The organism is Streptomyces sp. PTL18 (assembly GCF_059510295.1).
The window spans coordinates 60,543-87,360 of the sequence record NZ_JCAJZO010000008.1; the positions used below are offsets into that span (position 1 = coordinate 60,543).

Below are 26,818 nucleotides of genomic sequence, written 5' to 3' on the forward strand. Positions count from 1 at the left end.
GTGAGCTGAGTGCGGATGCCCTCCTGGAAACCCTGCGCGGTCGGGCCACCGCCTGCGCGGTCGGCACCACCGCTCGCGCCTCCGCGCGGCGGCCGACTCGGTCAGGGCTGTCCCCCCGGCCGGTAAAGGATTCGACATCTACGGTTCAACGATCTTGTCCTGTGCATGACTCACTGGGTGGGATGTGCGGAGACCACTTCGTACGACTCCAGTTCGTGCGACTCCACTTCGTACGACTCAGTTCGTACGACTCCGGACCACTCAGGGGGGATTCATGCCCACAGCCCGTACCGGGCGGGGTGTCGCGGCTTCCACGGCCGCCACCGCCGCCCTCGCCGTCGCCGCGCTGGCGACCGCTTCGCCGGCCGGCGTCACCACCGCCGCGCCCGCCGCCGTACCGCACACCAAGGCGGTCCCGGCCGTCGCCGGGCACACACTCGTCCATGGTGTGGCCAGCCCGCTCTCCAGCGAGCAGTGCCAGGCCAAGTGGCACATCGCCTGCTACAACCCGCTCCAGTACCGCACCGCGTACAACCTCAACGCGCTGTACCGGAAGGGCATCACAGGCAAGGGCCGCACCATCGTCATCGTCGACTCGTTCGGGTCCCCGACCGTCCAGCACGACCTCGACGTCTACAGCAAGCAGTTCGGCCTGCCCAGCACCAAGGTCAAGGTGGTCAAGTGGGGCAAGGTGCCCCGCTTCGACCCGAAGAACCGGGACATGGCCGGCTGGGCCGGCGAGACGTCCCTGGACGTGGAGATGGCCCACGCCGTGGCGCCCGACGCCAAGATCGTCCTGGTGGAGACGGCGGTCTCCGAGACCGAGGGCACCACCGGGCTCCCGGAGATGATGAACGCCGAGAAGTACCTGATCGACCATGGGGTCGGCGATGTCATCAGCCAGAGCTTCGGCGCCACGGAGAACACGTTCCCGGGCTTCGACAAGGGCGACTTCTCCAGCATCAGGAACCTGCGTTACGCCTTCCGGGACGCCAACCGCAAGCACGTGACGGTCCTCGCCTCCTCCGGTGACGGCGGCGCCACGGACATGGAGGCGGACGGCAAGACCTACTACAAGAAGCGCGTCAACTCCTGGCCGTCCTCGGACCCGCTGGTCACCTCCATCGGTGGCACCCAGCTCCACCTGAACGACAAGGGGCGGCGCGTCAAGCCGGACAGCGTCTACAACGACTACGGCGCGGGCGGCGGCGGCCAGTCGCACGTCTTCTCCCGCCCCGCCTTCCAGAACGGTGTGAAGAGCGTCGTCGGCACCCGCCGCGGCACCCCGGACATCTCGATGGCCGCCGCGGTCAACGGGGGCGCCTGGGTCTACTCCAGCTTCGACCCGACCGCCACCGGCTGGGACGTCTCCGGCGGCACCAGCGAGGCCAGCCCGCTCTTCTCCGGCGTCGTCGCCCTCGCCGACCAGGCGGCCGGCCACCGGGTGGGCAACATCAACAAGGCGCTGTACACCCTGTCCAAGCACAGGGGCACCGGGATCGTCGACGTCAACGACGGCACGAACAACAGCTACGAAGGCGTCACCGGCTACACGGCCGTCAACGGCTACGACATGGCCACGGGCGTGGGCACGGTGGACGCCCTGCGCTTCGTGGAGGCCCTCGCCCGGGCGAGCCGCCGCGGCTGACGCCACGGCGCCGGCTTCCGGCTCGGCGGGCAGCGGGCGGCCCGGGTGCGCACCCGGGCCGCCCGCTCAGCGGCGCAGGGCGGTCTCCCGCCGCATGCGGGACAGCTTCTCCGGATTGCGCACGGCGTAGAGCCCGGTGACGAGACCGTCGTCCATGCGCACCGCCATGACGGTGTCGAGCTCGCCGTCGAGCCGGACGATCAGCGCCGGGTGGCCGTTGACCTGAGCCGGCCGCATCGACACCGCGGCGGCCACCTTGCCCAGCCCACCGACCAGCAGGCGGGCGACCTTGTCCGCCCCCACCACGGGCCGCAGGACGGCCTGCTTGACTCCGCCACCGTCACCCATGAGGACGACGTCCGGCGCCAGGATGTCGCACAGGCTTTGCAGATCCCCCGTTTCCACGGCCCGTCGGAAGGCATCGAGCGCGTCTCGGGTCTCGGCCGGGGAGACGATCCCGCGCGGCCGGCGTGCCGCGACGTGGGACCGTGCCCGGTGCGCGATCTGGCGGATCGCGGCCGGGCTCTTCTCGACGGCTTCGGCGATCTCCTCGTACCCGAGATCGAACACCTCGCGCAGCACGAACACCGCCCGCTCGGTCGGCGTGAGCGTCTCCAGCACCAGCAGCATCGCCATCGAGACACTGTCGGCCAACTCGATGTCCTCGGCCACGTCCGGCGCGGTCAGCAACGGCTCGGGCAACCAGGGACCGACGTAGGACTCCCTGCGGCGGCCGAGCGTGCGCAGCCGGCTCAGCGCCTGGCGGGTGGTGATCCGGACCAGGTAGGCCCGCTGGTCCCGGACCGTGCCGAGATCGACACCCGCCCACCGCAGCCAGGTCTCCTGCAGGACGTCCTCCGCGTCGGCGGCCGAGCCGAGCATCTCGTAGGCGACTGAACAGCAGGTTGCGATGGGCGACGAACACCTCGGTGGCGGGGTCCGTGCGGCCACCGCCGGCGAGCCGTCCGGCCGTGTCCTCCGTGCGCTCGCTGTGCTCGCTGTCCACCGGCTGCTCCCGCCTGTTCGCTCTCGACTACCTACGCGCACAGGACGCCGGTCCCGGCGGCTTTGTGACACCCGCGGGAAGTGGCCCGCGTCACACCTCATCCCCGTCACAAGCGGCGGGCCACCGGCATCTCGTGTCCGTACCCGCGACACCACGAGTGAGGACGAAGTCATGGACGCTCGGTTCAACATGTTCGACAACGACGTCGCCGCCAAGTTCTTCAAGCGGTTCGCCAACGCGGGCCTGGTGATCCACCAGTCGCCGCTGCCCAGGTCCACGCAGGAGCTCGTGTCGCTGCGCGCCAGCCAGATCAACGGCTGCGGTTGGTGCATCGACATGCACACCAAGGAGGCCGCGGCCGCCGGCGAAACCGCGGTCCGGCTCAACCTGGTCGCCGCCTGGCGCGAGTCCACCGTGTTCACCGAGGCCGAACGGGCCGCGCTGGCGCTCGCCGAAGAGGGCACCCGGCTCGCCGACGCGCAGCACGGCGTGTCCGACGAGACCTGGGCCCAGGTGCGCAAGCACTACGACGACGACCAGATCGCCGCGCTGGTCTGCCTGGTCGCCCTGATCAACGCGGCCAACCGGCTGGCCGTGATCGTGCACCAGCGGGGAGGCTCCTACGAGCCGGGCATGTTCGCCGCCGCGCTCAACTGATCGCCGGACGAATCGGGCCCGACCCGGGCCGACGGACCAGGGCCGGGCCGTGCCGATGTCAGCGACACGAGCCCCGGGCCCGGCCGGCGGCCGGGCCCGGCGTCACACTGCTCGCCGGGAGGGTGTGACGGGGAAGTGCCGTCGTCTTGCAACCCTGTCGGGCGATGGATTCAGCTACTTGGCCGTATTTTCTGCTGTGCCTGGGTGAGGTGGGGTGGCGGCTCACTGGGAGAGGTGCGGGAGGGGGCTTTGCTCCCAGTGTCCGGGACGCGGACGAGGGGCCGTCCGTGCTCCGAAGGTGCCTGCACTTCAAGGAGAGCCATGCGATACACCACACTGTCCGGCGTCGCTGTCCTGGCCACGATGGTGGTCAACGGCGTGAGCGCGGTACCGGCCGTCGCGGGAGGATCGGGCATCGCGGTGCCATGCGGCACCACGGCCCTGACCACCGCGATCGCCACGGCGCCGGCGGGATCCACGCTCGTCCTCGCCCGCCGCTGCACCTACCGCCTGACCACCGCCTACGCCGGCGACGACGGACTGCCCCCCATCGACAAGCAACTCACCATCGAGGGCCGTGACTCCACCATCGTCCGTGAGTGGCAAACGGCCGCCCTCTTCCGCATCTTCCACGTCACCTCCACCGGTGACCTCCGGCTCGACGACCTCACGATCCGCGGCGGCAACGCCCCCGGGGACGGGGGAGGCGTCCTCGTCGACGGCTCCGGCAAGCTGAAGCTCAGCGACGTCACCCTCGACAACAACACCGCCGGCAGCGAGGGAGGCGGCGTCGATGTCGAGTCCGGAGCCACGGCGAACATCACCCGCAGCGAATTCACCTCCAACACCTCGGGCAGCATCGGCGGAGGCATGCAGTCGGACGGTACCGTCACCACCGACGGCGTCGAGTTCACCGGCAACTTCGCCGCCTCCTATGGCGGGGCCATCGACCACGAGAGCGGTGACTCGGTCTACCGCGACACGACCCTGAAGAACAACACCTCGGGCAGCGACGGCGGCGCCATCGACCTCGACGGTGGCACCGCGCAGTTCGTCAACAGCAAGATCCTTGACAACACCACCGCGGGCTCCACCGGTGGCGGAATCTGGAACGGAGCCTCGCTGACGCTCATCAAGACCAGGGTCGTCGGCAACGTCGCACGAGGCTCCGGCAGCGAGGGCGGCGGCATTTACGAAGCCGGGGGCACCCTGGTGCTGCAGGACAGCTCGGTCGACCACAACAGCGCGAACGGTGGCGGTACTTCACAGGGCGGCGGCATCTACAACAGCGGCGGTAACGTGACGCTCGATCACAGCGAGGTGGACAGGAACGCCTCCACCGTCGCGCCGGGCGGCGTGTACACCGACACCCAGTTCACGGTGAACCAGTCGGAGATCCGGTACAACATCCCCACCAACTGTGCCGGCAGCCTCGTCATCGTCACCGGCTGCGTCGGCTGACCCTCACGCCGCAAACCCGGCGGGCATCCGGGCGCACCGTTCAAGACCCCGGCGCACCGTGACGAAGAGGATCGCTGGACCTCGCCACCTCCTCAACCCGCCACCCTCCCTGTTCCCGTCCCGTCTGCCGTCGCCCCACACGCCCTCGACCACGCGCCGTGGGCAACCGGCGCATCGCCCCTGGAAGCGGGGACGGGTCTTCGCCGTCCGGGCCGGCATGCCTGAGCGGTACCGGGCCATGGTCGACCTGGGCGGCGGCCGCGGCCTCCGGCGGGGCGAAATGCTCCGCCACTTCCACGCCTCGGTGCTCCTGGCCGCCGGAGAGAACATCAAGGCCCTCGCCGAGTCCCTCGGCCACACCGACCCGGGCCTGACGCTCCGCGTGTACGCCCATCTCATGCCGTCGAGCCGGGAGCACACCCGCAACGCTGTGGCCACCGTCTTCGACACGGCCCGGTCGGCCCCCTCCGGCACCTGACGCCCAGAGACGGCCCAGAGGCGGCGAAAAGCCCCCTCCCGGCGGAGAACCCGCAGGCAGGGGGCTTGACCGGTGAGGCTTACTTCTTCTTGCCCTGGGTTTCGACCGCCCCGTTTTTGGCGCTGGTCAGCACGGCGGGCACCTCAACTGACCCGCGGCTGGGCGGATGGGTGCGGCTCTGTTTGAGGGACGGTGATCACGCTGCGAGTGCGAGGCTGTCGCGGTAGCGGATGGCGTGAACCCGCAGGTGCTCGCGCTGCGCGGCGCCACGAAAGAACGAGGGCGACCGGGTCGCCACCACGTGAAGTGGCGACCCGGACTCACCTTCTGAGCCCCGGTCAGTCGACCAGCAGCACCAGCTTGCCCGTCGTCCGGCCGGTGTCGCCCAGATCGTGCGCCTTGGCGGCATCGGCCAGCGGGAAGGTCCCCGCGATCGTCGCCTTCAGCTTCCCCGACTCCACCAGCTCCGCGACCGCCTCCATCCCGGCCCGGTCGGCTTCCACCAGCATCCGCACCGCCCGCACGCCCAGCCGCTCGGCCTCCTCGTAGAACTCCGGCGGGCCGACCGGCAGGACCGACACCACGATCCCCCCGGGACGCAGCACCCGCAGCGACCGCACCGACGTCTCACCGCCGAGCGTGTCCAGGACGACGTCGACGTCCCGGACGGCCTCCGTCACGTCGGTGGACCGGTAGTCGATCGGCTCGTCCACGCCGATCTCCCGCAGGAAGTCGTGCTTGCCCGCGCTCGCCGTACCGATCACGTACGCGCCGCGCGCCTTGGCGATCTGCACGGCGACGTGCCCCAACCCGCCGGCCGCCGCATGGACCAGCACCCGCTGCCCGGGGCGCACATCGGCGTACTCCGTCAGCGCCTGCCACGCGGTCAGCGACACCAGCGGCAGCGCGCCCGCCTGGACGTGGTCGATCGAGGCCGGCTTGTGCGTCAGGGCGCGCGCCGGGACGGTGACGTACTCGGCGTGCGAGCCGTGGCCGAACGGGTAGGGCAGCAAGCCGAAGACCTCGTCGCCGGGCTTGAAGGCGGCCACGCCGATCCCGGTCTCGGCGACCTCGCCGGAGAGGTCCCAGCCCAGGACGAACGGCGGCTCGCCCAGGAAACCGCCGGTGGCCCGGTGCTTCCAGTCGGTGGGGTTGACCCCGGCGGCCCGCACCCGGACCAGCACCTCGTTCGGGCGCGGCGCGGGCCGCCCGACCCGCACTTCCCTCAGGACCTCGGGACCGCCGAGGACGTCCTGGCTGATGGCTCGCATCGTGTTCGCATCGTTCATGGTCACCCAGCCTGCCAAGGTCCGCCCGGCCCGGAAACGGCATGATTGCCAACACTCGATAGGATCGTGCCATGAGTGGCAAGCGGGAACCGGAGCGCGTGGCCGTCCTGGCGCTCGACGGCGTCTACCCCTTCGAGCTGGGCATCCCCAGCCGCATCCTCGGCGCCGCCGACGGCCGCTACGAGGTGCTGACCTGCACCGTCGACGGCCGGCCGGTGCGCACCAACGCCGACTTCACGATCGGCGTCGCGCACGGCCCGGAGACCCTCGACACGGCGGACACGGTGGTGGTCACCTCCATGCCGCCCGACTACATCCCGACGCGACTGCCCGACGAGGTCACGGCCGCCCTCGCCCGCATCCGCCCGGACGCGCGCATCGTCTCCATCTGCACCGCCGCCTTCATCCTCGCCGAGGCCGGGCTCCTCGACGGCCGCAAGGCCACCACTCACTGGCAGGCGGCCGACGAGTTCCGAAGCCGGTACCCCAAGGTCGAGCTCGACCCGGACGTCCTGTTCGTCGACGACGGCCGCATCCTCACCTCGGCCGGAGCCGCCTCCGGCGTCGACGTCTGCCTGCACATCGTCCGCACCGACCACGGCAGCGACCTGGCGAACACCGTCGCCCGCCACTGTGTTGTGCCTCCGTTCCGCGACGGAGGCCAGGCGCAGTACATCGAGCAGCCGGTGCCCGTCAGCGGCGCCGCGAGCACCGCCGCCACCCGCGTCTGGGCCCTGGAGCGCCTCGATGAGCCCCTCACCCTCTCCGACCTCGCCGGGCACGCCCGGATGAGCCTGCGCACCTTCGCCCGCCGCTTCAACGACGAGGTGGGCCTCAGTCCCGGCCGCTGGCTGATCCAGCAGCGCCTCGCCCGCGCCCGGCACCTGCTGGAGTCCAGCGACCTGCCGGTGGACCGGATCGCCGCCGAGGTCGGCTTCGCGACCGGCGCCTCCCTGCGGCAGCACCTGCAGGCGGCGATCGGGGTGTCCCCGCAGGCGTACCGGCGGACCTTTCGGAAGGCCCGCTGACCTTGTTCACGTACAGTGCGATCGCGGGGCCGCCCGGTCTTCCCAAGGTCAGCACCGGCGACCATGACATTCGCCGCACAACGCCGCGAACCGGTGTCCACCTTCCGAGGTGACCCCAAGAGCTGCCGGGAGGCGCCGGCCGCGGGCACGGGTGCGTGAGCCGGGCATGAGCGGTATGGAAGGAGACCGGTCGTTCCATGGCGAGCTGGATCACCGAGCTGCGTCCTTCCCTCCGGGATCCGGGAGCAGCCGTTCCGGAGCCGCTCAGCCGCCCCGAGACGATCGCCGAGGCCGAACGCGTACTCGGCGCGGACGAGCACGAAAATGCCTCCCACTCGCGCCGTCTGCGCAGGTGGGAGGCATGATCGCCAACCCTACTTCTTCTTGCCCTGGTTCTTGACCGCCTCGATCGCCGCCGCGGCCGCCTCCGGGTCGAGGTACGTGCCGCCGGGGGTGACCGGCTTGAAGTCGGCGTCCAGTTCGTAGGAGAGCGGGATGCCCGTCGGGATGTTCAGGCCGGCGATGTCGGCGTCCGAGATGCCGTCGAGGTGCTTGACCAGGGCACGCAGGCTGTTGCCGTGGGCCGCGATCAGGACCGTGCGGCCGGCCAGGAGGTCGGGGACGATGCCGTCGTACCAGTACGGGAGCATACGGGCGACGACGTCCTTCAGGCACTCCGTGCGAGGACGCAGCTCCGGCGGGATCGTCGCGTAGCGAGGGTCGTCGGACTGGGAGAACTCCGCGCCGTCCTCGAGCGGCGGCGGCGGCACGTCGTAGGAGCGGCGCCAGAGCATGAACTGCTCCTCGCCGAACTCCTGAAGCGTCTGCGCCTTGTCCTTGCCCTGGAGGGCGCCGTAGTGGCGCTCGTTCAGGCGCCAGGAGCGGTGGACCGGGATCCAGTGACGGTCGGCGGCCTCCAGTGCCAGCTGCGCGGTGCGGATCGCGCGCTTCTGGAGGGACGTGTGGACCACGTCGGGCAGCAGGCCGGCGTCCTTGAGCAGCTCACCGCCGCGGACCGCCTCCTTCTCGCCCTTCTCGTTCAGGTTGACGTCCACCCAGCCGGTGAACAGGTTCTTCGCGTTCCACTCGCTCTCGCCGTGGCGGAGGAGGATCAGCTTGTACGGTGCGTCGGCCATGCCCCAGAGCGTAATCCACGCATTCGCCCCCTCGTACGGGCTGCCCGGCAGGCGGACAGCCGTGCGGCGGGCGGTTCCGGCCCCGTACGGCAGTTGACGGCATCTGTTAATCGAGTGGCCGCTCCACGCTCCGCCTCTGTAAGTTGTGATCACCGTTCGAGCTGCTTACACACGCCTGAGTCCGTGGGGGAACCTCATGTCGATCGCCGCCGTCAGACGTGCCGCCCGCGAGAGCGTCTCGGGGCTTCCCCGCGCGTTCTGGTGGCTGTGGACGAGCACGCTGGTCAATCGGCTCGGCGCCTTCGTCGCCACCTTCATGGCGCTCTACCTGACCCTGGACCGCGGGTACTCCGCCTCGTACGCGGGTCTCGTCGCCTCGCTGAACGGGCTCGGCGGGGTCGTCTCCTCCCTCGGTGCCGGTGTGCTGGCCGACCGCTTCGGGCGGCGGCCCACGCTGCTGATCGCGCAGACGTCCACCGCCGGGGCCGTGGCGCTGCTCGGATTCGTGCGGGATCCCGTGTCCATCGCCGTCGTCGCCTTCTTCGTCGGCATGGCGAGCAACGCGTCCCGGCCCGCGGCCCAGGCGATGATGGCGGACATCGTGCGGCCCGAGGACCGGGTGCGCGCCTTCTCCCTGAACTACTGGGCGGTCAACCTCGGCTTCGCCGTGTCCTCCATGGCGGCGGGTTTCATCGCCGAGTTCAGCTATCTCGCCGGGTTCCTGATCGAGGCGGGGATGACGCTGGTCTGCGCGCTCGTCGTCTTCGCCAAGTTGCCCGAGTCGCGGCCCGCGCGGACGGCGAAGGAGACGGCGGACGGCGTCAGCCTGGGGACGGTGGCGCGGGACGGCCGATTCATGAGCGTCGTCGGGCTGTCCTTCCTCGTGGCGCTGGTCTTCCAGCAGGGGTCCGTCGGTCTGCCCGTCGCCATGGGGGAGGCAGGCTTCTCGCCCGCGGACTACGGCCTGGCGATCGCCGTCAACGGCGTGCTGATCGTCGCGCTGCAGATCCCGGTCACCCGCTTCATCGAGCACCGCGATCCGCGCCGGCTGCTGGTGGTGTCGTCGGTCCTCGCGGGGTACGGCTTCGGGCTGACCGCCTTCGCGGGGTCGGTCGGTGTCTTCGCACTGACGGTGTGCGTGTGGACCCTCGCGGAGATCGTCAACGCGCCCACCCAGACCGGCCTCGTCGTACGCCTCTCCCCGGTGCACGGGCGCGGCCGCTACCAGGGCATGTACACCCTGTCCTGGTCGGTGGCCGCACTGGTTGCGCCGCTGCTGTCCGGCCTCGTCATCGACCGGCTCGGGCCGGGATGGCTGTGGGCCCTGTGCGCGGGGGTGGGCACGGTGGCCGGTGTCGGGTACGGGGTGCTGATGCGCGGCCTCGAGACGGAGGAGAAGTCCCGGGGGGCGGACAGGGAGACAGCGGGGGCGGAGGTCGGCGCGGCCTGAGGCGGGCCGCCGCGTCACCGTCCGCCCACCTGCCTGCGGGCGCTCCCGGCCGCGGTGAACGACGTGCGGAGCAGGGCCCGGAGGGATGCTCCCGTGGAGGTCAGTCCTCGGGCTGCCGGGTCAGGTGGCTGAACGCGTCCAGGTTGCGGGTGGACTCCCCGCGGGACACCCGCCAGGCGTACTCCTTGCGGATCGCGGAGGCGAACCCCAGCTCCAGAAGGGTGTTGAAACTGCCGTCCGCCGCTTCCAGCACCGAGCCGAGCAGCCGGTCGACCTCGTCCGGGGTGACCGCTGCCAGCGGCAGCCGACCGGTGAGATAGATGTCGCCGAGCGGGTCGACGGCGTAACTCACCCCGTACAGCTTGAGGTTGCGCTCCAGAAGCCAGCGGTGCACCGCCGGCTCGTTCTCGTCGGGGTGGCGGATCACGAAGGCGTTGAGGGACAGCGAGTGCCTGCCGACGATCAGTGAGACGGTCGTCGACAGCTTGCGCGTCCCGGGGAGTTTCACGACGTACGAGCCCGACCGCGGGCTCTCCCACTCCAGTTCGGCGTCCTTCAGGACCCCTTCGATGACCTGTGCGGCCCGCTGCTCATCGGACATGCCAGGCAGCGTACGCGAGGCGTCAGCCGGGGCGGGCGTCAGCTGTGGTGGGCGCGCGCCCGGCGCCGGTGGGCCTGCATGGCCTCCGTGTACACCCCGGCGGTCGCGGAGGCCGCCGCGTCCCAGCCGAACGACCGGGCGTGCCGGGCCGCGGCCTCGCCCATGCGGGCGCACAGCCGCGGGTCGTCGGCGAAATCGCGCAGTACGCGCGCGTACGCGGCGGGATCGTGGCCCTGGACCAGGAACCCGGTGTGCCCGTCCCGTACGGCGACGGGCAGTCCGCCGACGGCCGCCGCCAGCACCGGCGTGCCGACGGCCTGTGCCTCGATCGCGACGAGCCCGAAGGACTCGCTGTACGACGGCATCACCAGGACGGACGCGGCGCGGAACCAGTCGGCGAGCTGGTCCTGCCGCACCGGCGGCCGGAAACGGACGACGTCCGCTATGCCCAGCCGGGCGGCGAGCTTCTGCAGCCCCTCCGGCTTGGCGAGGCCGCTGCCGCTGGGGCCGCCCACGACGGGCACGACGATGCGCGGGCGCAGCTCGGGGCGCTCGTCGAGAAGCACGGCGACGGCGCGCAGCAGCACGTCGGGGGCCTTCAGGGGCTGTATGCGGCCGGCGAAGAGGGGGACCAGCGCGTCCTGGGGGAGGCCGAGGCGGGCGCGGGCGGCGGCCCGGCCGTCGGCGGGCCGGAAGCGCTCCAGGTTCACCCCGGGGTGGACGACGGCCACCTTGCCGGGGTCGGCGGCGTAGTGGTGGAGGAGTTCGTCGGCCTCTTCGGCGGTGTTGGCGATGAGCCGGTCGGTGGCGGCCACGATCTGCATCTCGCCGATGACCCGGGCGGCGGGCTCGGGGGTGTCGCCCTCGGCGAGGTTGGCGTTCTTGACCTTGGCCATGGTGTGCATGGCGTGCACCAGGGGGACGCCCCAGCGCTGGGCGGCCAGCCAGCCGACGTGGCCGGAAAGCCAGTAGTGGGAGTGCACGAGGTCGTAGTAGCCGGGGCGGTGACCGGCCCAGGCCTGCATCACGCCGTGCGTGAAGGCGCACAGCTGGGCCGGGAGGTCCTCCTTGGCCAGTCCTTCGTACGGTCCGGCGTCGACGTGCCGGACGAGCACGCCGGGGGCGAACTGGACGGTGGGCGGGAGGGCGGCCGTGGTGGCCCGGGTGAAGATCTCGACCTCGATGCCCAGGTCGGCGAGGCGCTGGGCCAGTTCCACGATGTAGACGTTCATGCCGCCGGCGTCGCCCGTGCCGGGCTGGTGCAGCGGCGAGGTGTGCACGGAGAGCATGGCCACACGGCGCGGCCTGCGGTGCGGCAGCCGGAGCCGTGAGGTGGTCGCCGGGGAGCGACGCCCGAGCCTGGTGACGTACTGGCTCACGTGGCGTTCCTCCTTGCTGCGGGCTGCCTGGTCGGACGGCGCGGAACACCCTCCAAGGGGTCGAACACCGCTCGAGCGCACACCATTTCCCATGGAGGCGGCTTTACTCAATCATTGCCGTTCGCCGCTCAACTGTTCGATGGGGTGAAGGTGTGGGGCCGGGGTCCGGATGGCGTCGGCGTCAGGCCGTCAGGGGGACCTCGTGGATCTCGTCCGCCTTGTGCCCCGCGCGTTCGTGGACGCGCTGGACGGCCTCGGCCGAGGGGGCCTCGGACAGGCAGTAGACCGTTCCCGACTCCGGGTCCGCCCAGGCCCGCTGGAAGTGGACGCCCTCTTCCGCCTCGACGGCGAGGTCGGCCTGGTGGGCGTCGTTCAGCTGATCCGCCGTGATGCCCTTCATTCCGCGGTGAATGTCCATGAACTGGGCCACGTCCGTCACCTCGTTCCTGCTCGCGCTCCGTGATTGCTTGGGTCCGTCCCTGTTTGCACAGTTCTGTTCTTTTCCTCCTTTCTCATGCTGCGCTCGTGGGCGTCCCCGCGCATACGAGGGGCCCCGGCAGCGCGCCGGAGCCCCTCGTCGTGGCTCTGTTTTCGGTTGTCCTCCGCGATGCGCCGTCAGCCGCACTGGCAGGGCGCACCCGACTGGCACCCGCACCCGCAGCCGGAGCCGCAGCCGCACGCGCCGACCAGTGGCAGGCTCTTGATCTCGGCGGGTTGCTGGGTCTCGCGCTCCTGCGTGGGGTCGGGCGTGCTCGGGGTCTCGGCCATGGGTCCCTCCTCGAAGGATGTCGAGACTGTGCCTTCGTCCATTGCATGCCCGTCCGGCCGGGCGCATCAACGGCGCACGGAGGCTCGCACGCGCTCGGCCGGCCTTCTTCAGGCCCCTTGCGAGCTCCCCGTCACGCGCCCTCGACGCCCGTCACCGGCTGGACGTCCTGCTGCTGGAGCTCGTCCGCGTGCTCACCCGTCACCAGGTACACCACCCGCTTGGCCACCGCGACCGCGTGGTCGGCATAGCGCTCGTAGTAACGGCCCAGCAGGGTCACGTCCACGGCGGTCTCGATGCCGTGCTTCCAGCGATCGTCGATCAGGTGCTGGAAGAGGGTGCGGTGCAGCAGGTCCATCTCGTCGTCGTCCTGCTCCAGCTGCAGCGCCAGGTCGACGTCCTTGGTGATGATCACCTCCGCCGCCTTGGCCATCAGGCGCTGGGCGAGCTGGCCCATCTCCAGGATGGTCGCGTGCAGGTCGTGCGGCACCGCACGCTCGGGGAAGCGCAGCCGGGCCAGCTTCGCGACGTGCTGGGCGAGGTCGCCCGAGCGCTCGAGGTCCGCGCTCATCCTGAGCGACGTCACGACGATGCGCAGGTCCGTCGCCACCGGCTGCTGGCGGGCGAGGAGGGCTATGGCGCGTGCCTCCAGGTCGTGCTGGAGGTCGTCGACCTTCTTGTCGGCCTCGATCACGGCCTCCGCCAGCTTGAGGTCGGCGTCGAGGATGGCCGTCGTGGCACGCCCGATCGCCGACCCGACCAGCCGGGCCATCTCGACCAGGCTGTCACCGATCGAGTCAAGTTCCTCGTGATACGCGTCCCGCATCTGGGTGTCCCTCTCTCACGTCTGCTCCGGGGGGCCGGGGGGCCGGGGCCCGTCGTCGCCATGGCGAAAACACGGCGCACACGGCGCCCTATGCACCCCACGCTCCCACGTTCCGGCCCGAACGCGACGGTTTCCGCCATCCCAAATGAACCAGTACTGGCTCCAAGGTGAACTCTGGGCGACGAGTGTTCGAGGTCCCACTCCGATGGCTGTGGGCAGGCGCGGGGACCTGCCTAATCTGGAGGCATGGACGTGAACGCGGCGGTCGCCGCAGCGGCAGCGATCGCCGGGGTTCTCACCGGTGTCATCGCCATGCTGGCGTTCCGCTGGAGCGAGCGCGACCAGAAACGCCCCACCCGCACTTCCCTGCACACCGACCCCGTGCTGCCGCCCGGCGTGGACACGGTGCTGTCCGTGCTGCGCTCCTCGGCCGTCGTCCTCGACGAGGCCGACGCGGTCGTCAAGGCGAGCTCGGCAGCCTACGCGCTCGGACTCGTGCGCGGCGGCAGGCTCGCCGTCGAGCCGATGCTCCAGATGGCGCGTGACACCCGGCGCGACGGCGAGATACGCCAGGTCGAGCTGGACCTGCCGCGGCGCGGCACCGGACGCGGGGAGGCCCTCGCCGTCTCCGCGCGCGTGGCGCCGCTCGGCTCCCGGCTGGTCCTGCTGCTCGTCGAGGACCTCACGGAGGCCCGTCGGATAGAGGCGGTGCGCCGCGACTTCGTGGCGAACGTCAGCCATGAGCTGAAAACGCCGGTGGGCGCCCTGTCGCTGCTCTCCGAGGCCGTCATGGACGCCTCCGACGACCCCGAGGCCGTGCAGCGCTTCGCGGGCCGGATGCAGATCGAGGCCACCCGCCTGACCAACCTCGTGCAGGAGCTCATCGACCTCTCCCGGGTGCAGAACGACGACCCGCTGGAGGACGCCGAGCCCGTGCGCGTGGACGAACTGGTCGCCGAGGCCATCGACCGCTGCCGGCACGCGGCCACCACCAAGCAGATCACCATGGCCGCGGGAGGCACTGCCGATCTGCACGTCTGGGGCAACCGCGGGCAGCTCGCCGCCGCCCTCGGCAACCTCGTGGAGAACGCCGTCAACTACTCGCCCGCCCGCACCCGTGTCGGCATCGCCGCCCGCCGGGTGTCCGAGCCCGGCGGCGACATGCTCGAGATCGCCGTGACGGACCAGGGCATCGGCATCTCCGAGAAGGACAAGGAGCGCATCTTCGAGCGCTTCTACCGCGTCGACCCGGCCCGCTCCCGCGCCACCGGCGGCACGGGCCTCGGTCTCGCGATCGTCAAGCATGTGGCCGCCTCGCACGGCGGGGAGGTCACGGTGTGGAGCTCCGAGGGTCAGGGCTCCACCTTCACCCTGCGGCTGCCGGAAGCGGGTGCGGCCCGCGACCGTGCGACCGACCATCCGTCCGGCCTCGACGAAGAGGACGGCCGGCCCGCCGGGACGACCCCCACCGTCTCATCACCGTACGAACCGCTTCCCGCCCCGGAGGTCCTTCCGTGACCCGTGTGCTCGTCGTCGAGGACGAGGAGTCCTTCTCCGACGCCCTGTCGTACATGCTCCGCAAGGAGGGCTTCGAGGTCGCCGTCGCGACCACCGGGCCCGACGGACTCGACGAGTTCGAGCGCAACGGCGCCGACCTCGTCCTCCTCGACCTGATGCTGCCGGGGCTGCCCGGCACGGAGGTGTGCCGCCAGCTGCGCGGCCGCTCCAACGTCCCCGTCATCATGGTGACCGCAAAGGACAGCGAGATCGACAAGGTCGTCGGGCTGGAGATAGGGGCCGACGACTACGTCACCAAGCCGTTCTCCTCCCGGGAGCTGGTCGCCCGGATCCGGGCCGTGCTGCGCCGCCGCGGCGAGCCGGAGGAGGTCACGCCGGCCGCGCTGGAGGCCGGTCCGGTGCGGATGGACGTCGACCGGCACGTGGTCACGGTGTCCGGGTCGAAGGTCGACCTGCCGCTGAAGGAGTTCGACCTGCTGGAGATGCTGCTGCGCAACGCGGGCCGCGTGCTGACGCGTATGCAGCTCATCGACCGGGTCTGGGGCGCTGACTACGTGGGCGACACCAAGACCCTCGACGTCCACGTCAAGCGCCTGCGCGCCAAGATCGAGCCCGACCCGGGTGCGCCGCGCTACCTGGTGACGGTCCGCGGCCTCGGCTACAAGTTCGAGCCGTAAGCCGTGAGCGGAAGCTGACGGGTTCGGCGACGACCCGTACGACGAAGGGCGGCACCCCCTGGGGGTGCCGCCCTCGTGCCGTGCCCGGGAAGTCCCTCAGTGCCTCGGGGACTTCGACGCCGTGGCCGACGGCTTGCCCTCGGCGCCCGCAGCCGGGGAGCCCTGCACCGACGTGGACGGCTTGGGGGAGCCCGACATGGACGGGGACGCGGAGCCGGTGGCCGACGGCGACGGGATGTTGCTCGGGCCCCACTTGGTGAAGTAGCTCTCCGCCGGGACCACGAACGCCCGCAGGCTGACGTCCCCGGCCTGGCTGAAGCTGAACGTGATCTTCTGCGCGTTGCCGTCCTGGACGGCCTCCCGGCTGCTGGGCAGCACCGCGGAGGCGTTGCCCTTGCCGCCGATCACGAGGGAGCCGCCGGCCGGGATGGTCAGCTTGCCCTTGCCCGAGGCGGGGCTGAGCTGTGCGGTCTTGCCGGTGCCGTCGATCGTGACGGAGTCCAGCGTCTCGTCCGTGCGACCGGTGTTGAAGACCGTCGCGGAGATCACGGCGGGCCCGGTGGACTTCGGGTCGGGCTGGGTGATGACGAGCGCGTTCTGGATCTTGATGTTTCCGACGCTGGTCGCCGCGTTGTCCGGCTTGATCTGGAGCGTCTGGCTGTCGTTGCCGGCGCCGCATGCGGCGAGCGAGGCGATCGAGAACGCGATGGCGGCGGCGGCGAGGGCGCCGCGTCGAAGGCTGCTGCTCACGGCGGCGGCAACTCCTTGTACGTGGGCGTAGCAGAGCGACTCCCTTATAAAGCCGCCCTAAGTATCTGTCAGCGGCCTTAGGTTACCGAGCCGCCCTCGGGCCACCGCACCCGACCCTCCCCAAGCCCGGCACTTCGCTTCCACGGGGTGCGGCCGGGCCGCGGCGCGCCCCTCCCGCCGCCGTGACGACGGTGCCGCCTTCCCCAGTGGTCCCATCCATCACTTTGACAACGCTTGGCTCAGCATTCACATAAGCGTCTCCTCGTCCCGCCCGGAGATTTCCCGCAAGGAATGCGAGGGCGGGTGCCGAAAATCGATCACCGGCACAACAACCACGCCTCGCCGAGCCTCTTGATCAATTCCGGATTCGTCTCGTACCCGCCTCCCCGCACCGAACGGAGTAGCGGAAGTCGATCACTTGAGAGTGGACAAAAGTGGATGTTCCGGGCTCGTTCGGAGTCCTCCAGTGTGCGTAACGCCCGGGTTTCGCCCCGCCCGTACAGCCGCTCCGACCTGCGAATACCCTGCTCCGCTCGCCCCTCGAAGCACGTCCCGGTCGCGCTTGTCAAGCCCCGAGATATGCCCTGACCTGCGAAAACGCCATTCAGAAGACGCGGTTTCCGTGTTACCCTGGATAGCCACGGAAGGGGTACCTGTCACATGACGTTCAAGGTTGGCGACACCGTGGTCTATCCCCATCACGGGGCCGCGCTGATCGAGGCCATCGAAACTCGCCAGATCAAAGGCGTGGACAAGACCTACTTGGTGCTGAAGGTCGCCCAGGGCGACCTGACGGTGCGTGTGCCAGCGGACAATGCGGAGTTCGTCGGCGTGCGTGATGTGGTCGGTCAGGACGGGCTGGACCGGGTCTTCGAGGTGCTGCGCGCACCGTACGCCGAGGAGCCCACGAACTGGTCTCGTCGCTACAAGGCAAATCTGGAGAAGCTCGCCTCCGGCGACGTCATCAAGGTCGCGGAAGTCGTGCGCGACCTGTGGCGCCGGGAGCGCGAGCGCGGACTCTCCGCCGGTGAGAAGCGGATGCTCGCCAAGGCCCGGCAGATCCTGGTGAGCGAGCTCGCCCTCGCGGAGAACACGAACGAGGACAAGGCCGAGGCTCTGCTCGACGAGGTCCTCGCGTCCTGACGCCCGCCCCGGCCCGCTCGCTCCCCGGCCAGGAGCGCGGCGGACCGACCGGCGCACAGCACACACGCGAATGCCGCGGTGCCCGATGACGCAGTGGATGTCGCCGGGCGCTGCGGCATGTTCGTACCCGGACCCGTCCTGACGTACCCGAAACGCCGCGGTCGGAACCTCGGGTGCGACAGCCGGTCAACGTGACAACCCTGCCCGGATCCCTGTGCCGTCGGGGACACCCCCGATACTTGGCGTGCCGGGCCCGGGCAGTCGGCTCGACCAGAAGTCACGGAAGGGTCCGGTCAAGGCGTCGCGCCCGGCACGGTGTGGCCATACCCATCCCGGCCGAGCACACAAACCTGACAGGAACCGATGTCTGACGATTCGCGCCCTTCGACCACCGAGCCCCCCGCCGTCCGCACCGCCGCGGTGATCCCGGCCGCCGGCCGGGGCGTACGCCTCGGCCCGGGCGCCCCCAAGGCGCTCCGCGGGCTCGGTGGCGTTCCCATGCTCATCCACGCCGTGCGCGCGATGGCGGCGTCCCGTGCGGTCTCGCTCGTCATCGTCGTGGCCCCGCCCGACGGGGCCGCCGAGGTCAAGTCGCTGCTCGACGCCCACGCGCTGCCCGACCGCACCGACTTCCTGGTCGTGCCCGGCGGCGAGACGCGCCAGGAGTCCGTACGGCTCGGCCTCGACGCGTTGCCGCCCGAGTACGGGATCGTCCTGGTCCACGACGCGGCCCGCCCCCTGGTGCCGGTGGACACGGTGGACGCGGTGATCGAGGCGGTACGGGACGGCGCGCCGGCCGTCGTCCCGGCGCTGCCGCTCGCCGACACGGTGAAGGAGGTCCGGCCGGCCGCCGCGCCCGCCGAGCCGGAACCGGTCGTCGCCACACCGGACCGAGCCCGGCTGCGCGCGGTGCAGACCCCGCAGGGCTTCGACCGGGCGACGCTGGTCCGGGCCCACGAGACGGTCACGGACAACGTCACGGACGACGCGAGCATGGTGGAGCAACTCGGGCTGCCGGTCGTGGTGGTGCCCGGCCACGAGGAGGCCTTCAAGGTCACGCGGCCGCTGGACCTGGTGCTCGCGGAGGCGGTCCTCGCTCGCAGGAGGCTCACCGATGGCTTCTGAAGCGTCCGATGTCCGGCTGCCGCCGGGCGCGCTGCTGCCCCAGGTGGGCATCGGCACCGACATCCACGCGTTCGAGGAGGGGCGGGAGCTGTGGTGCGCGGGCCTGAAGTGGGAGGGCGAGGGGCCCGGTCTCGCGGGCCACTCCGACGCCGACGTGGTCGCGCACGCCGCGTGCAACGCGCTCTTCTCGGCGGCCGGCCTCGGTGACCTGGGACAGCACTTCGGCACCGGGCGGCCCGAGTGGTCCGGGGCGTCCGGGGTGACGCTGCTCACGGAGGCGGCGCGGATCGTGCGCGAGGCGGGGTTCCGGATCGGGAACATCGCCGTGCAGGTTGTCGGGCCGCGCCCGAAGATCGGCAAACGCCGCGACGAGGCGCAGAAGATCCTCTCGGAGGCGGCCGGCGCACCGGTGTCGGTCTCCGGTGCGACGACGGACGGTCTCGGCTTCCCCGGCCGGGACGAGGGCCTGATGGCGGTGGCGACGGCGCTCGTGGTGCGCGTGTGCTGAGTGCGCGGCGACGGCGCTCCTGGTGCGTGTGTGCTGAGTGCGGGGCGACTGCGCTCCGTGGCGCACGTGTGCTGAATGCGTGACGACGGCGCTCGTGGTGCGCGTGTGCGGAGAGCGTGGGAGGGTACCGGCAGAGTGACCAGCGACACACGACCCAGGTCCCGGAGGCACCCATGCCGACCGCCGTACTCTCCGACCGCCTCAAGAGCCTGCTCGACGGCCCCGTCTTCATCGTCGTCGGCACGATCCAGCCCGACGGCAGCCCGCAGTTGTCCCCCGTGTGGGTCAAGCGGGACGGCGACGACATCCTCTTCTCCACGACGGTCGACCGCCGCAAGAAGCTGAACCTGGACCGCGACCCCCGGGTGAGCGTGGTGGTCCTGGACCCGGACGCGCCCTACGAGTACGCGGAGATCCGCGGCACTGCGGAGACGACCACCGAGGGCGCCCGGGAGCTGATCGACGAACTGTCGCTGAAGTACACGGGGAAGAAGTACGCGGAGTTCAATCCGGCGTCGGCGCAGGACGCGGACCGGGTGGTGGTACGGGTGGTGCCGCGGAAGGTGGCGGGGCGGCTCTGAGGAGGCGCGAGCGGCTGCCTCACCGGGTGACGGTCTTGGCGGGCTGGGCGCCGGGCACCGGCCCCGGCCCACTACTCTGGACTCGTGACTATTCGCCTGTACGACACCAGCGCCCGGCAGATCCGTGACTTCACCCCGCTCAAGCCGGGTTGCGTCTCGATCTACCTGTGTGGCGCCACCGTGCAGGCGGCCCCGCACATCGGGCACGTCCGTTCGTACCTGAACTTCGACATCATGCGCCGGTGGTTCGAGTACCGCGGCTACGACGTCACGTTCATCCGCAACGTCACCGACATCGACGACAAGATCATCTGGAAGGCGGAGCAGCAGAACCGCCCCTGGTGGTCGATCGGGTACGAGAACGAGCGGGCCTTCAACGACGGCTACAACGCCCTCGGCTGCCTCCCGCCGACCTACGAGCCGCGCGCCACCGGGCACGTGACCGAGATGGTCGAGATGATGCGCACCCTCATCGAACGCGGCCACGCCTACGAGGCCGACGGCAGCGTCTACTTCGACGTCCGTTCCTGGCCGTCCTACCTGGAGCTGTCCAGGCAGGACCTGGACGAGATGCGCCAGCCCGCCGAGGAGGGCATCACCGGTAAGCGCGACCCGCGCGACTTCGCCATGTGGAAGGCCGCCAAGCCGGGCGAGCCCGACTGGGAGACCCCCTGGGGACGCGGCCGCCCCGGCTGGCACCTGGAGTGCTCGGCCATGGCCCACAAGTACCTGGGCTCCGCCTTCGACATCCACGGCGGCGGCCTGGACCTGATCTTCCCGCACCACGAGAACGAGATCGCCCAGGCCAAGGCCTACGGCGACGACTTCGCCCGGTACTGGGTGCACAACGCGTGGGTCACCATGAGCGGCGAGAAGATGTCCAAGTCGCTCGGCAACTCCGTCCTGGTCTCCGAGATGGTCAAGCAGTGGCGGCCGATCGTGCTGCGCTACTACCTGGGCACCCCGCACTACCGCTCGACCATCGAGTACAGCGAGGAGGCCCTACGCGAGGCCGAGTCCGCGTTCGCCCGGATCGAGGGCTTCGTGCAGCGCGTGGTGGAGAAGGCCGGGGGAGCGGTCGAGCCCGCCACCGAGGTCCCGCCCGCCTTCGCCGAGGCGATGGACGACGACCTGGGCGTGCCGCAGGCGCTCGCCGTCGTGCACACCACCGTCCGCCAGGGCAACAGCGCGCTCGCGGCCGACGACAAGGAGGCCGCCGTCGCCCGGCTCGCCGAGGTGCGCGCCATGCTCGGCGTCCTCGGCCTCGATCCGCTCGACCCGAGCTGGGCCGGCGAGTCCGACCGGAGCGAGGACCTGCACGGCGTCGTCGACAGCCTCGTACGCCTGGTCCTCGACCAGCGCGAGTCCGCCCGCGCCCGCAAGGACTGGGCCACCGCCGACGCCATCCGCGACCAGCTGGGCCAGTCGGGCCTGGCCATCGAGGACAGCCCGCAGGGACCGCGCTGGACCCTCGGGTCCCGGTAGCCCCGGCCCTTGATCGATTGTGCCGCCCGGCCACCCGGGCGGCACACTGCATAGACGTACGCACACTTTTTCGTAGAGAACGGGTAGGTCATGGCCGCGAACAACCGCCGCATGTCCGGCAAGAAGGGCGCGCAGGTCGGCAGCGGAGGCAAGCGGCGCCGGGGCCTGGAGGGCAAGGGCCCGACTCCGCCCGCCGAGATGCGCAAGGGACACGCCAAGCAGCGCGCCGCACAGGCGAAGTCGCGCCGCGTGCAGGGTCGCCCGCAGGGTCGTACGGGCGGGAAGTCCTCTTCCGAGCTGGTCGTCGGGCGCAACCCGGTCGTCGAGGCGCTGCGCGGGGGCGTGCCCGCGTCCACGCTCTACGTCCAGCAGTTCATCGACAACGACGAGCGCGTGCGCGAGGCGCTGCAGCTCGCGGCCGAGCGCGGCGGCATCAACCTCATGGAGGCGCCGCGCCCCGAGCTGGACCGGATGACGAACGGGCTCAACCACCAGGGCCTCGTCCTGCAGGTCCCGCCGTACGAGTACGCACACCCGGAGGACCTCACCGACGCCGCCCACGACGAGGGCGAGGACCCGCTGATCGTCGCGCTCGACGGGGTCACCGACCCGCGGAACCTGGGCGCCGTGGTCCGTTCCGTCTCCGCCTTCGGCGGGCACGGGGTCGTCGTGCCCGAGCGGCGCGCGGCCGGGATGACCGCGGGTGCGTGGAAGACGTCCGCCGGTACGGCCGCCCGTACCCCGGTCGCGCGGGCCACCAACCTGACGCGTGCCCTGGAGGCGTACCAGAAGGCCGGGATCACGGTCGTCGGGCTCGCCGCAGACGGGGACGTCGAACTCGGCGAACTGGACGCCCTGGAAGGGCCGGTCGTCATCGTCGTCGGCAGCGAGGGCAAGGGGCTGTCGCGGCTGGTCGGCGAGACCTGCGACCTGCGGGTGCGCATTCCGATGCCCGGTGGGGCCGAGTCGCTCAACGCCGGTGTGGCGGCGGGGATCGTGCTGTACGAGGCGGCCCGCCGACGCGCCTGACGTCGACGGGCCGGAGGATGCGGACGGATGTTCGCATCCTCGCTCGTGCGAGGGAATCGGGGCGTGCAGGGCGAGCTTGACGGGGTCCGGACAGATCTGCGGAGTCAAAGCAGTGTCCTATCCACACGTCACTCGGTTAGATGAGTGTGGAGACCAGAACACGCCGCACACCCACGGGGGACCGGTCGTCGGGGTTCGACGACACTCCCGCGCTGAGCATGGTGAAGGTGCCGAGCGACCCGGCGCAGGTCATCGTCAATCATGCGAGTTTCCGCGTGCAGTTGGGTGCGTCGGCGCGCCGCGCCCAGGTCCTGCGGGTCGCCCGGCAGACGGGCGGGGCGCAGGGCATCGCGGGCACGCCCGCCGCCGGTACGGCGGGAGGGGCCGGCCGCCGCCGACCCGTCGTCTGGAGCGGGAGGTCGGCGCCCGACGACACCGGCGCGCACCGGCTGCTGCAGGCCGTGCGGACGTCGAGCGTGCTGCACGGCGAGGAGGCCGGTGGGGACGCGGGCGCCACCCGGGTCATCCCGCGCCTCGGGGTGGACGGCCCGGTGGGGGGCTACGACGGCCACCCGACCGCACAGACGCTTCCGACGCCGGTCGTCGGTGCCCAGCGCGGGCCGCTGGGTGAGGAGACCCGGCTGCTGCCGCCGATGCGGAGCGCGGGGAGCGCGTACGACGAACCCGCCTACGAGGGGCACGCCTATGGCCAACCGCCCTACGAGGACGCCGGGTTCGCGGATGTGGCGCGCACCGAGGAGTTGGAGCACGGGCCGCGCGGCAGGCGGCACGGCGGCGACCACGTACGGCACGCCTACTACCCCGGGCGCCGGATGAACCTCGGCGTGGTGCTGCTGCCGTTGCGCGTCTTCCTCGGCTCCGCCTCCGCCTACGCCGGCATGGGCAAGCTGTGCGACCCCGTGTACTTCGACGGCGGCAAACGGGGATCCATGGTCACCTGGCTCAGCGGCCTGCACCCCTGGCAAGTCGCCGAACCACTACGGCAGTTCGCGCTCCAGCACCCCGTCGGCACCGGTCTGGTCATCGCCTTCGCCCAGGTGATCGTGGGTGTGCTGACCGTCCTCGGGCTGTGGCAGCGGGTCGCGGCCGGGGCCGGGGCGCTGTTGTCGGCGGCACTGATCGTGACGGTGAGCTGGCGGGTCGGCCACGGATACGACGCGCCCGACATCATCTACCTCGCCGCCTGGTCGCCGCTGGTCATCGCGGGGGCGCCGGTGTACTCCGTGGACGGCCGCCTGGCGGGCGGCGCGTGGCGCCGGCTCGGGCCGCGGGCGGGCATCTGGGAGCTGCGGCAGTACGTGCTGCGCCGGGGAGCGGTGATGACCGGACTGGTGGCCGGTGTGACCCTGCTGGTCGGCTCGCTGCTCGGCGGTGCGGTACGGGACGCGGACCGCGTGGTCGTGCCGGGGCCCGGAGAGGCGCCGCGCAACGAACTGCCGGGGTCGCCGCTGCCCGGCACGCCGGGTGCGCGGCAGCACAAGGCGAGTCCCTCGGCCTCCAAGCCGCCGACCACCCAGGGCACGACGTCGTCGCCGTCGGGCACGGCCAGGACGCCGACCACGGCGGGCGCGACAGGCTCGGTCAACGGCGGCCAGCCGAGCCAGACCCAGGGCAGCGTGGGCCAGACACCACGCCGCCACTCGTCCCCGGGCGGGCGCGCCCCCAGCACCAGCGCGGGCCCCTCCTCCTCGGGCGGCACGGGCACGGCAGGCCCCACGGGCGGCTCAACGGGCGGCACAGGGGGCGGCGGCAGCTCGGGAGGGTCGGAACACCTGGTGGGCGGACTGCTGGGGTAGCCCGACGACGGTCATGCAGGGGGCCCGCACACGGCCGTGTGCGGGCCCTTGTGCGAGAGGCGGGGCCGGCGCAGCCGAGCCGCCCTCCTGCCGCCGGCGGCCCGTCGATCCCCGTGCCCGCTCCTCGGGCCGCTGCGCGGCCGGGCGGGCCCCGGCCGGCGAGGTCCGCCCGGTGAGAGCTGGGCCCGCGGGTGACCCGACCGGGCGGCTGTCCGGTGGGTGGGTGGAACGCGGCGGGGCGGCTGTCTGCGGGGCGAGCTCTGCCGGGTCTGTGCCTGGCGCGGGGCGTCTCTTCGGGCGGTTGCGCCCCGGCGAGGGGTGGGTCCGCGGCCTGATGTGTCCGGCGCGGGGCGGGTGGGTCCTCGGCCCGATGTGTTCCGGCACCGGGTGGGTCCTCGGCGGGATATGTGCTCGGGTACCGGTGGGTCCGCGGCGGGATGTGCTCGGGTGCGGGGCGGGCGGGCCCTCGCCGAAAGCGCCCCGGCGAGGGCGGAGCCGTGTCGTGGCGTCAGTGGCCCTGGGCGGTCAGTTCCTTTGCCGCTTCCGTGAGGTCCTTCGCCGTGTCGATCGCCCGCCAGTACGCGCCCTGCGGGATCGGGAAGCCCGCCAGGCGGCGTTCGCGGGCCAGGTGCGGGAACGTCGTACGCTCGTGGTCGCCCCGCTCCGGAAGCATCTTCGCGAACTCGGCGGAGAAGACGTAGACCCCCGCGTTGATCTCGAACGTCGACGGCGGGGACTCGATGAAGTCCGTGACGTGCCCGAAGCCGTCCGTCTGCACCGCGCCCCAGGGGATACGCGGCCGCGCCAGCGCCAGTGTGGCGACCGCGTCGCGCTCGGTGTGGAAGTCCGCCATGTCGCGCAGCGAGAACCGGGTCCAGATGTCGCCGTTCGTCGCGTACCACGGCTTGTCGGGGTGTGGCAGGTGCTCCGCGGCGTAGCGCAGGCCGCCGCCACGGCCGAGCGGCTCCGACTCCACCACCGTCGTGACACGCAGCGGCAGGTCGGCGGACGCCAGCCAGTCCTGCAGGACCTCGGCGAGATGGCCGCAGGAGACCACGACGTCCGTGACCCCCTCCTCGGCCAGCCAGACGAGCTGGTGCCCGATGATCGGCGTCCCGGTGCCCGGGATCTCCACCATCGGCTTGGGCCGGTCATCGGTGTACGGACGCAGCCGGGAGCCCTGGCCTCCGGCCAGGACGACGGCTTGGACGGGGCGTGCGGCGGCGTGCGGATCGGTCATGACCGCACTGTACGTCGCCGCACGCCCCCGTCCGGCCCGGGGCTCAGCCGCGCCCGCCCGCCACGCCGGAGGCGAAGGACGTGTCGCAGACCGGCCGGGCGTAGGCCTGGGCGCGCGAGGGACCGTACACGCGGACCGCGGCGCGGCCCAGCGCCCTGGCGATGGACACGCAGTGCTTCGCCAGCGACGGGCGGCCGTTGACGGCCTCCTGGAGGTGGGTGAGGGCGACACCCGGGTCCTTCTCCTGCAGTTCCAGCAGGAGCTTGTCGCGCAGCACGTCCTGCGGGGCCCGGGAGGACGCGCGCGTGGAGACGTCTTCGGAAGAGGCGGCGAGCACCGAGTGGGGGCCGCCCGACCAGTTGACGCGGGTGACCGCCAGCGTCCCGGACAGCACCAGGACGACGGGCAGAACGAGGGCGAGGGTGCGGCCGATCCGGCGGGCGGGGCCCCGGCCGCGCCGTCCCGGTGGAGTAGTGGTGTGCTTCACGCGAGTGAGGGTAGCGCCTCGTAGTGATTTGGCGACATTTAGTCACCGGTTCGAGTGATGGGGACGTGCTGATTTCTGGGTAAGGGGTTGACGCAGGCCGAATGAAATGTCCCCTGTGTCGGGGTATGAGGCGACGGTGAAAAGGACCCGTGGCATGGCGGCTTCCAGGGGGCGTCGCCACACGTGGTCGTGTTGATCAGGCCGCCCTCCCAGCGGCCGGGCAGGGTCCGGTCCTCTGCCCGGGCCCGGGCGGCGTGGGGACGGTACCGGCCGCCGGCCGTTGCACGGGTGCCGGTTGCGGCGGATCTCGCGGCTGACGGTGGACGGGCTGCGGCCCAGCTCCGCGGCCATGGCGCGGACGGTGGCCTTCTCCCGCGCAGCCGGTCGGCTGTGTGAGGCGGCCGGCCTCGCCCCGGCAGCGGGACGGACCGCACGAAGGCGGCGCCTCCTGGTGGATCGGAGGCTCCGCCTTCGTGCGGCCTTTGCGGGCGTGGCGGCCGTCGCGCCACTTCTTGCCGGTCCGGACGTCGACACCGACGGTCCGGCAGGCCTCCCTGCTGCCGTAGCCCTGCTGCCTGAGCTGGAAGCATGCCGCCCGCTCATGGGTCGGCTTCTTCCGTCCCTGCGGCCTCCGGTCCTTACGGATCCCGAAGTCCATCGCACCCCTCCGGCCGGGGTGTTGCGACAACCGCTGGAACCCAGGATGCCGCGGGGCCCTGTGCGTCGACCCGGG

At 71.5% G+C, this 26,818-nt stretch carries 25 protein-coding genes and 3 pseudogenes; 16 read left to right on the forward strand and 12 right to left on the reverse strand.

The features are described from left to right. The first annotated feature begins 274 nt into the window (after window positions 1-274). Window positions 275-1,648 (forward strand): S53 family peptidase, encoded by a 1,374-nt coding sequence (locus AC5WS8_RS17360; protein ID WP_496104297.1) that lies wholly within the window; start codon window positions 275-277, stop codon window positions 1,646-1,648. Between the two features lie 66 nt (window positions 1,649-1,714). On the opposite strand, the pseudogene AC5WS8_RS17365 reads toward AC5WS8_RS17360, so the two are convergent. After that, window positions 1,715-2,654, reverse strand: a pseudogene (locus AC5WS8_RS17365) (RNA polymerase sigma-70 factor). 171 nt (window positions 2,655-2,825) lie between these two features. Between AC5WS8_RS17365 and AC5WS8_RS17370 the strand changes: the two are divergent. The 3 genes and pseudogenes from AC5WS8_RS17370 to AC5WS8_RS17380 form a co-directional block, all read left to right on the forward strand. Beyond that, window positions 2,826-3,311, forward strand: a complete 486-nt coding sequence (locus AC5WS8_RS17370) for a carboxymuconolactone decarboxylase family protein (RefSeq protein WP_496104298.1) — start codon at window positions 2,826-2,828, stop codon at window positions 3,309-3,311. Between the two features lie 321 nt (window positions 3,312-3,632). Continuing rightward, window positions 3,633-4,772: a hypothetical protein gene (locus AC5WS8_RS17375; protein ID WP_496104299.1), complete on the forward strand. Its 1,140-nt coding sequence runs from the start codon at window positions 3,633-3,635 to the stop codon at window positions 4,770-4,772. A gap of 283 nt (window positions 4,773-5,055) precedes the next feature. Further along, a pseudogene (locus AC5WS8_RS17380) lies at window positions 5,056-5,250 on the forward strand (site-specific integrase); the annotation flags it as partial. 338 nt (window positions 5,251-5,588) lie between these two features. On the opposite strand, the gene AC5WS8_RS17385 reads toward AC5WS8_RS17380, so the two are convergent. Next, on the reverse strand, window positions 5,589-6,539 hold the full coding sequence (locus AC5WS8_RS17385) for an NADP-dependent oxidoreductase (protein WP_496104300.1): 951 nt from the start codon (window positions 6,537-6,539) through the stop codon (window positions 5,589-5,591). A 71-nt stretch (window positions 6,540-6,610) separates the two neighbouring features. Here AC5WS8_RS17385 and AC5WS8_RS17390 point away from each other — a divergent pair, with 71 nt between their 5' ends. Together AC5WS8_RS17390 and AC5WS8_RS17395 are read left to right on the forward strand one after the other, a co-directional pair. After that, the gene (locus AC5WS8_RS17390) at window positions 6,611-7,567 is read left to right on the forward strand and encodes a GlxA family transcriptional regulator (RefSeq protein WP_496104301.1); all 957 of its coding nucleotides are present in this window, start codon (window positions 6,611-6,613) and stop codon (window positions 7,565-7,567) included. Between the two features lie 197 nt (window positions 7,568-7,764). Beyond that, window positions 7,765-7,932: a hypothetical protein gene (locus AC5WS8_RS17395; protein ID WP_496104302.1), complete on the forward strand. Its 168-nt coding sequence runs from the start codon at window positions 7,765-7,767 to the stop codon at window positions 7,930-7,932. A 9-nt stretch (window positions 7,933-7,941) separates the two neighbouring features. On the opposite strand, the gene AC5WS8_RS17400 is transcribed toward AC5WS8_RS17395, so the two are convergent. Beyond that, window positions 7,942-8,703, reverse strand: a complete 762-nt coding sequence (locus AC5WS8_RS17400) for a phosphoglyceromutase (RefSeq protein ID WP_496104303.1) — start codon at window positions 8,701-8,703, stop codon at window positions 7,942-7,944. Window positions 8,704-8,899: 196 nt separating this feature from the next. Between AC5WS8_RS17400 and AC5WS8_RS17405 the strand changes: the two genes are divergently transcribed. Then, window positions 8,900-10,153: an MDR family MFS transporter gene (locus AC5WS8_RS17405; RefSeq protein ID WP_496104304.1), complete on the forward strand. Its 1,254-nt coding sequence runs from the start codon at window positions 8,900-8,902 to the stop codon at window positions 10,151-10,153. 100 nt (window positions 10,154-10,253) lie between these two features. Here AC5WS8_RS17405 and AC5WS8_RS17410 read toward each other — a convergent pair whose 3' ends face one another. The 5 genes from AC5WS8_RS17410 to phoU form a co-directional block, all read right to left on the reverse strand. Beyond that, complete coding sequence (locus tag AC5WS8_RS17410) at window positions 10,254-10,754, reverse strand: type III secretion system chaperone family protein (RefSeq protein WP_496104305.1); 501 nt, start codon at window positions 10,752-10,754, stop codon at window positions 10,254-10,256. A 38-nt stretch (window positions 10,755-10,792) separates the two neighbouring features. Further along, window positions 10,793-12,133, reverse strand: coding sequence for a D-inositol-3-phosphate glycosyltransferase (mshA, locus tag AC5WS8_RS17415; RefSeq protein ID WP_496104306.1), 1,341 nt, complete (start codon window positions 12,131-12,133; stop codon window positions 10,793-10,795). A 181-nt stretch (window positions 12,134-12,314) separates the two neighbouring features. Continuing rightward, window positions 12,315-12,563, reverse strand: a complete 249-nt coding sequence (locus tag AC5WS8_RS17420) for an SCO4226 family nickel-binding protein (RefSeq protein ID WP_496104307.1) — start codon at window positions 12,561-12,563, stop codon at window positions 12,315-12,317. A gap of 185 nt (window positions 12,564-12,748) precedes the next feature. Next, window positions 12,749-12,901, reverse strand: a complete 153-nt coding sequence (locus tag AC5WS8_RS17425) for a hypothetical protein (RefSeq protein ID WP_388571943.1) — start codon at window positions 12,899-12,901, stop codon at window positions 12,749-12,751. A 131-nt stretch (window positions 12,902-13,032) separates the two neighbouring features. Continuing rightward, the gene (gene phoU, locus AC5WS8_RS17430; RefSeq protein ID WP_496104308.1) at window positions 13,033-13,725 is read right to left on the reverse strand and encodes a phosphate signaling complex protein PhoU; all 693 of its coding nucleotides are present in this window, start codon (window positions 13,723-13,725) and stop codon (window positions 13,033-13,035) included. A 246-nt stretch (window positions 13,726-13,971) separates the two neighbouring features. Here phoU and phoR point away from each other — a divergent pair, with 246 nt between their 5' ends. Both phoR and phoP read left to right on the forward strand, forming a co-directional pair. Further along, on the forward strand, window positions 13,972-15,243 hold the full coding sequence (phoR, locus tag AC5WS8_RS17435) for a two-component system sensor histidine kinase PhoR (protein WP_496104309.1): 1,272 nt from the start codon (window positions 13,972-13,974) through the stop codon (window positions 15,241-15,243). 5 nt (window positions 15,244-15,248) lie between these two features. Next, window positions 15,249-15,920, forward strand: coding sequence for a two-component system response regulator PhoP (gene phoP / locus AC5WS8_RS17440; RefSeq protein ID WP_004000192.1), 672 nt, complete (start codon window positions 15,249-15,251; stop codon window positions 15,918-15,920). 96 nt (window positions 15,921-16,016) lie between these two features. Here phoP and AC5WS8_RS17445 read toward each other — a convergent pair whose 3' ends face one another. Further along, on the reverse strand, window positions 16,017-16,670 hold the full coding sequence (locus AC5WS8_RS17445; RefSeq protein WP_496104310.1) for a copper chaperone PCu(A)C domain-containing protein: 654 nt from the start codon (window positions 16,668-16,670) through the stop codon (window positions 16,017-16,019). 660 nt (window positions 16,671-17,330) lie between these two features. Here AC5WS8_RS17445 and AC5WS8_RS17450 point away from each other — a divergent pair. From AC5WS8_RS17450 to AC5WS8_RS17480, 7 genes are all read left to right on the forward strand, one after another. Next, window positions 17,331-17,813, forward strand: coding sequence for a CarD family transcriptional regulator (locus tag AC5WS8_RS17450; RefSeq protein WP_003953493.1), 483 nt, complete (start codon window positions 17,331-17,333; stop codon window positions 17,811-17,813). Between the two features lie 363 nt (window positions 17,814-18,176). Then, window positions 18,177-18,938, forward strand: coding sequence for a 2-C-methyl-D-erythritol 4-phosphate cytidylyltransferase (gene ispD, locus AC5WS8_RS17455; RefSeq protein ID WP_496104311.1), 762 nt, complete (start codon window positions 18,177-18,179; stop codon window positions 18,936-18,938). Next, window positions 18,928-19,446 (forward strand): 2-C-methyl-D-erythritol 2,4-cyclodiphosphate synthase, encoded by a 519-nt coding sequence (ispF, locus tag AC5WS8_RS17460; RefSeq protein ID WP_496104312.1) that lies wholly within the window; start codon window positions 18,928-18,930, stop codon window positions 19,444-19,446. Before ispD ends, ispF begins: the two co-directional genes overlap by 11 nt. A gap of 173 nt (window positions 19,447-19,619) precedes the next feature. After that, complete coding sequence (locus tag AC5WS8_RS17465; protein WP_496104313.1) at window positions 19,620-20,027, forward strand: PPOX class F420-dependent oxidoreductase; 408 nt, start codon at window positions 19,620-19,622, stop codon at window positions 20,025-20,027. An 84-nt stretch (window positions 20,028-20,111) separates the two neighbouring features. Next, on the forward strand, window positions 20,112-21,512 hold the full coding sequence (cysS, locus tag AC5WS8_RS17470) for a cysteine--tRNA ligase (RefSeq protein WP_496104314.1): 1,401 nt from the start codon (window positions 20,112-20,114) through the stop codon (window positions 21,510-21,512). A 90-nt stretch (window positions 21,513-21,602) separates the two neighbouring features. Beyond that, on the forward strand, window positions 21,603-22,541 hold the full coding sequence (gene rlmB, locus AC5WS8_RS17475) for a 23S rRNA (guanosine(2251)-2'-O)-methyltransferase RlmB (protein WP_496104315.1): 939 nt from the start codon (window positions 21,603-21,605) through the stop codon (window positions 22,539-22,541). Window positions 22,542-22,687: 146 nt separating this feature from the next. Further along, window positions 22,688-24,358 carry a DoxX family protein gene (locus tag AC5WS8_RS17480; RefSeq protein WP_496104521.1) on the forward strand — a complete coding sequence of 557 codons (1,671 nt, stop codon included), beginning with the start codon at window positions 22,688-22,690 and terminating at the stop codon, window positions 24,356-24,358. Window positions 24,359-24,866: 508 nt separating this feature from the next. On the opposite strand, the gene AC5WS8_RS17485 is transcribed toward AC5WS8_RS17480, so the two are convergent. From AC5WS8_RS17485 to AC5WS8_RS17495, 3 genes and pseudogenes are all read right to left on the reverse strand, one after another. Further along, window positions 24,867-25,598, reverse strand: coding sequence for a nucleotidyltransferase family protein (locus AC5WS8_RS17485; RefSeq protein WP_496104316.1), 732 nt, complete (start codon window positions 25,596-25,598; stop codon window positions 24,867-24,869). A gap of 43 nt (window positions 25,599-25,641) precedes the next feature. Further along, the gene (locus AC5WS8_RS17490) at window positions 25,642-26,085 is read right to left on the reverse strand and encodes a hypothetical protein (RefSeq protein ID WP_496104317.1); all 444 of its coding nucleotides are present in this window, start codon (window positions 26,083-26,085) and stop codon (window positions 25,642-25,644) included. A gap of 227 nt (window positions 26,086-26,312) precedes the next feature. Beyond that, window positions 26,313-26,743: pseudogene (locus tag AC5WS8_RS17495) on the reverse strand (helix-turn-helix domain-containing protein); the annotation flags it as partial. Between the last annotated feature and the right edge of the window lie 75 nt (window positions 26,744-26,818).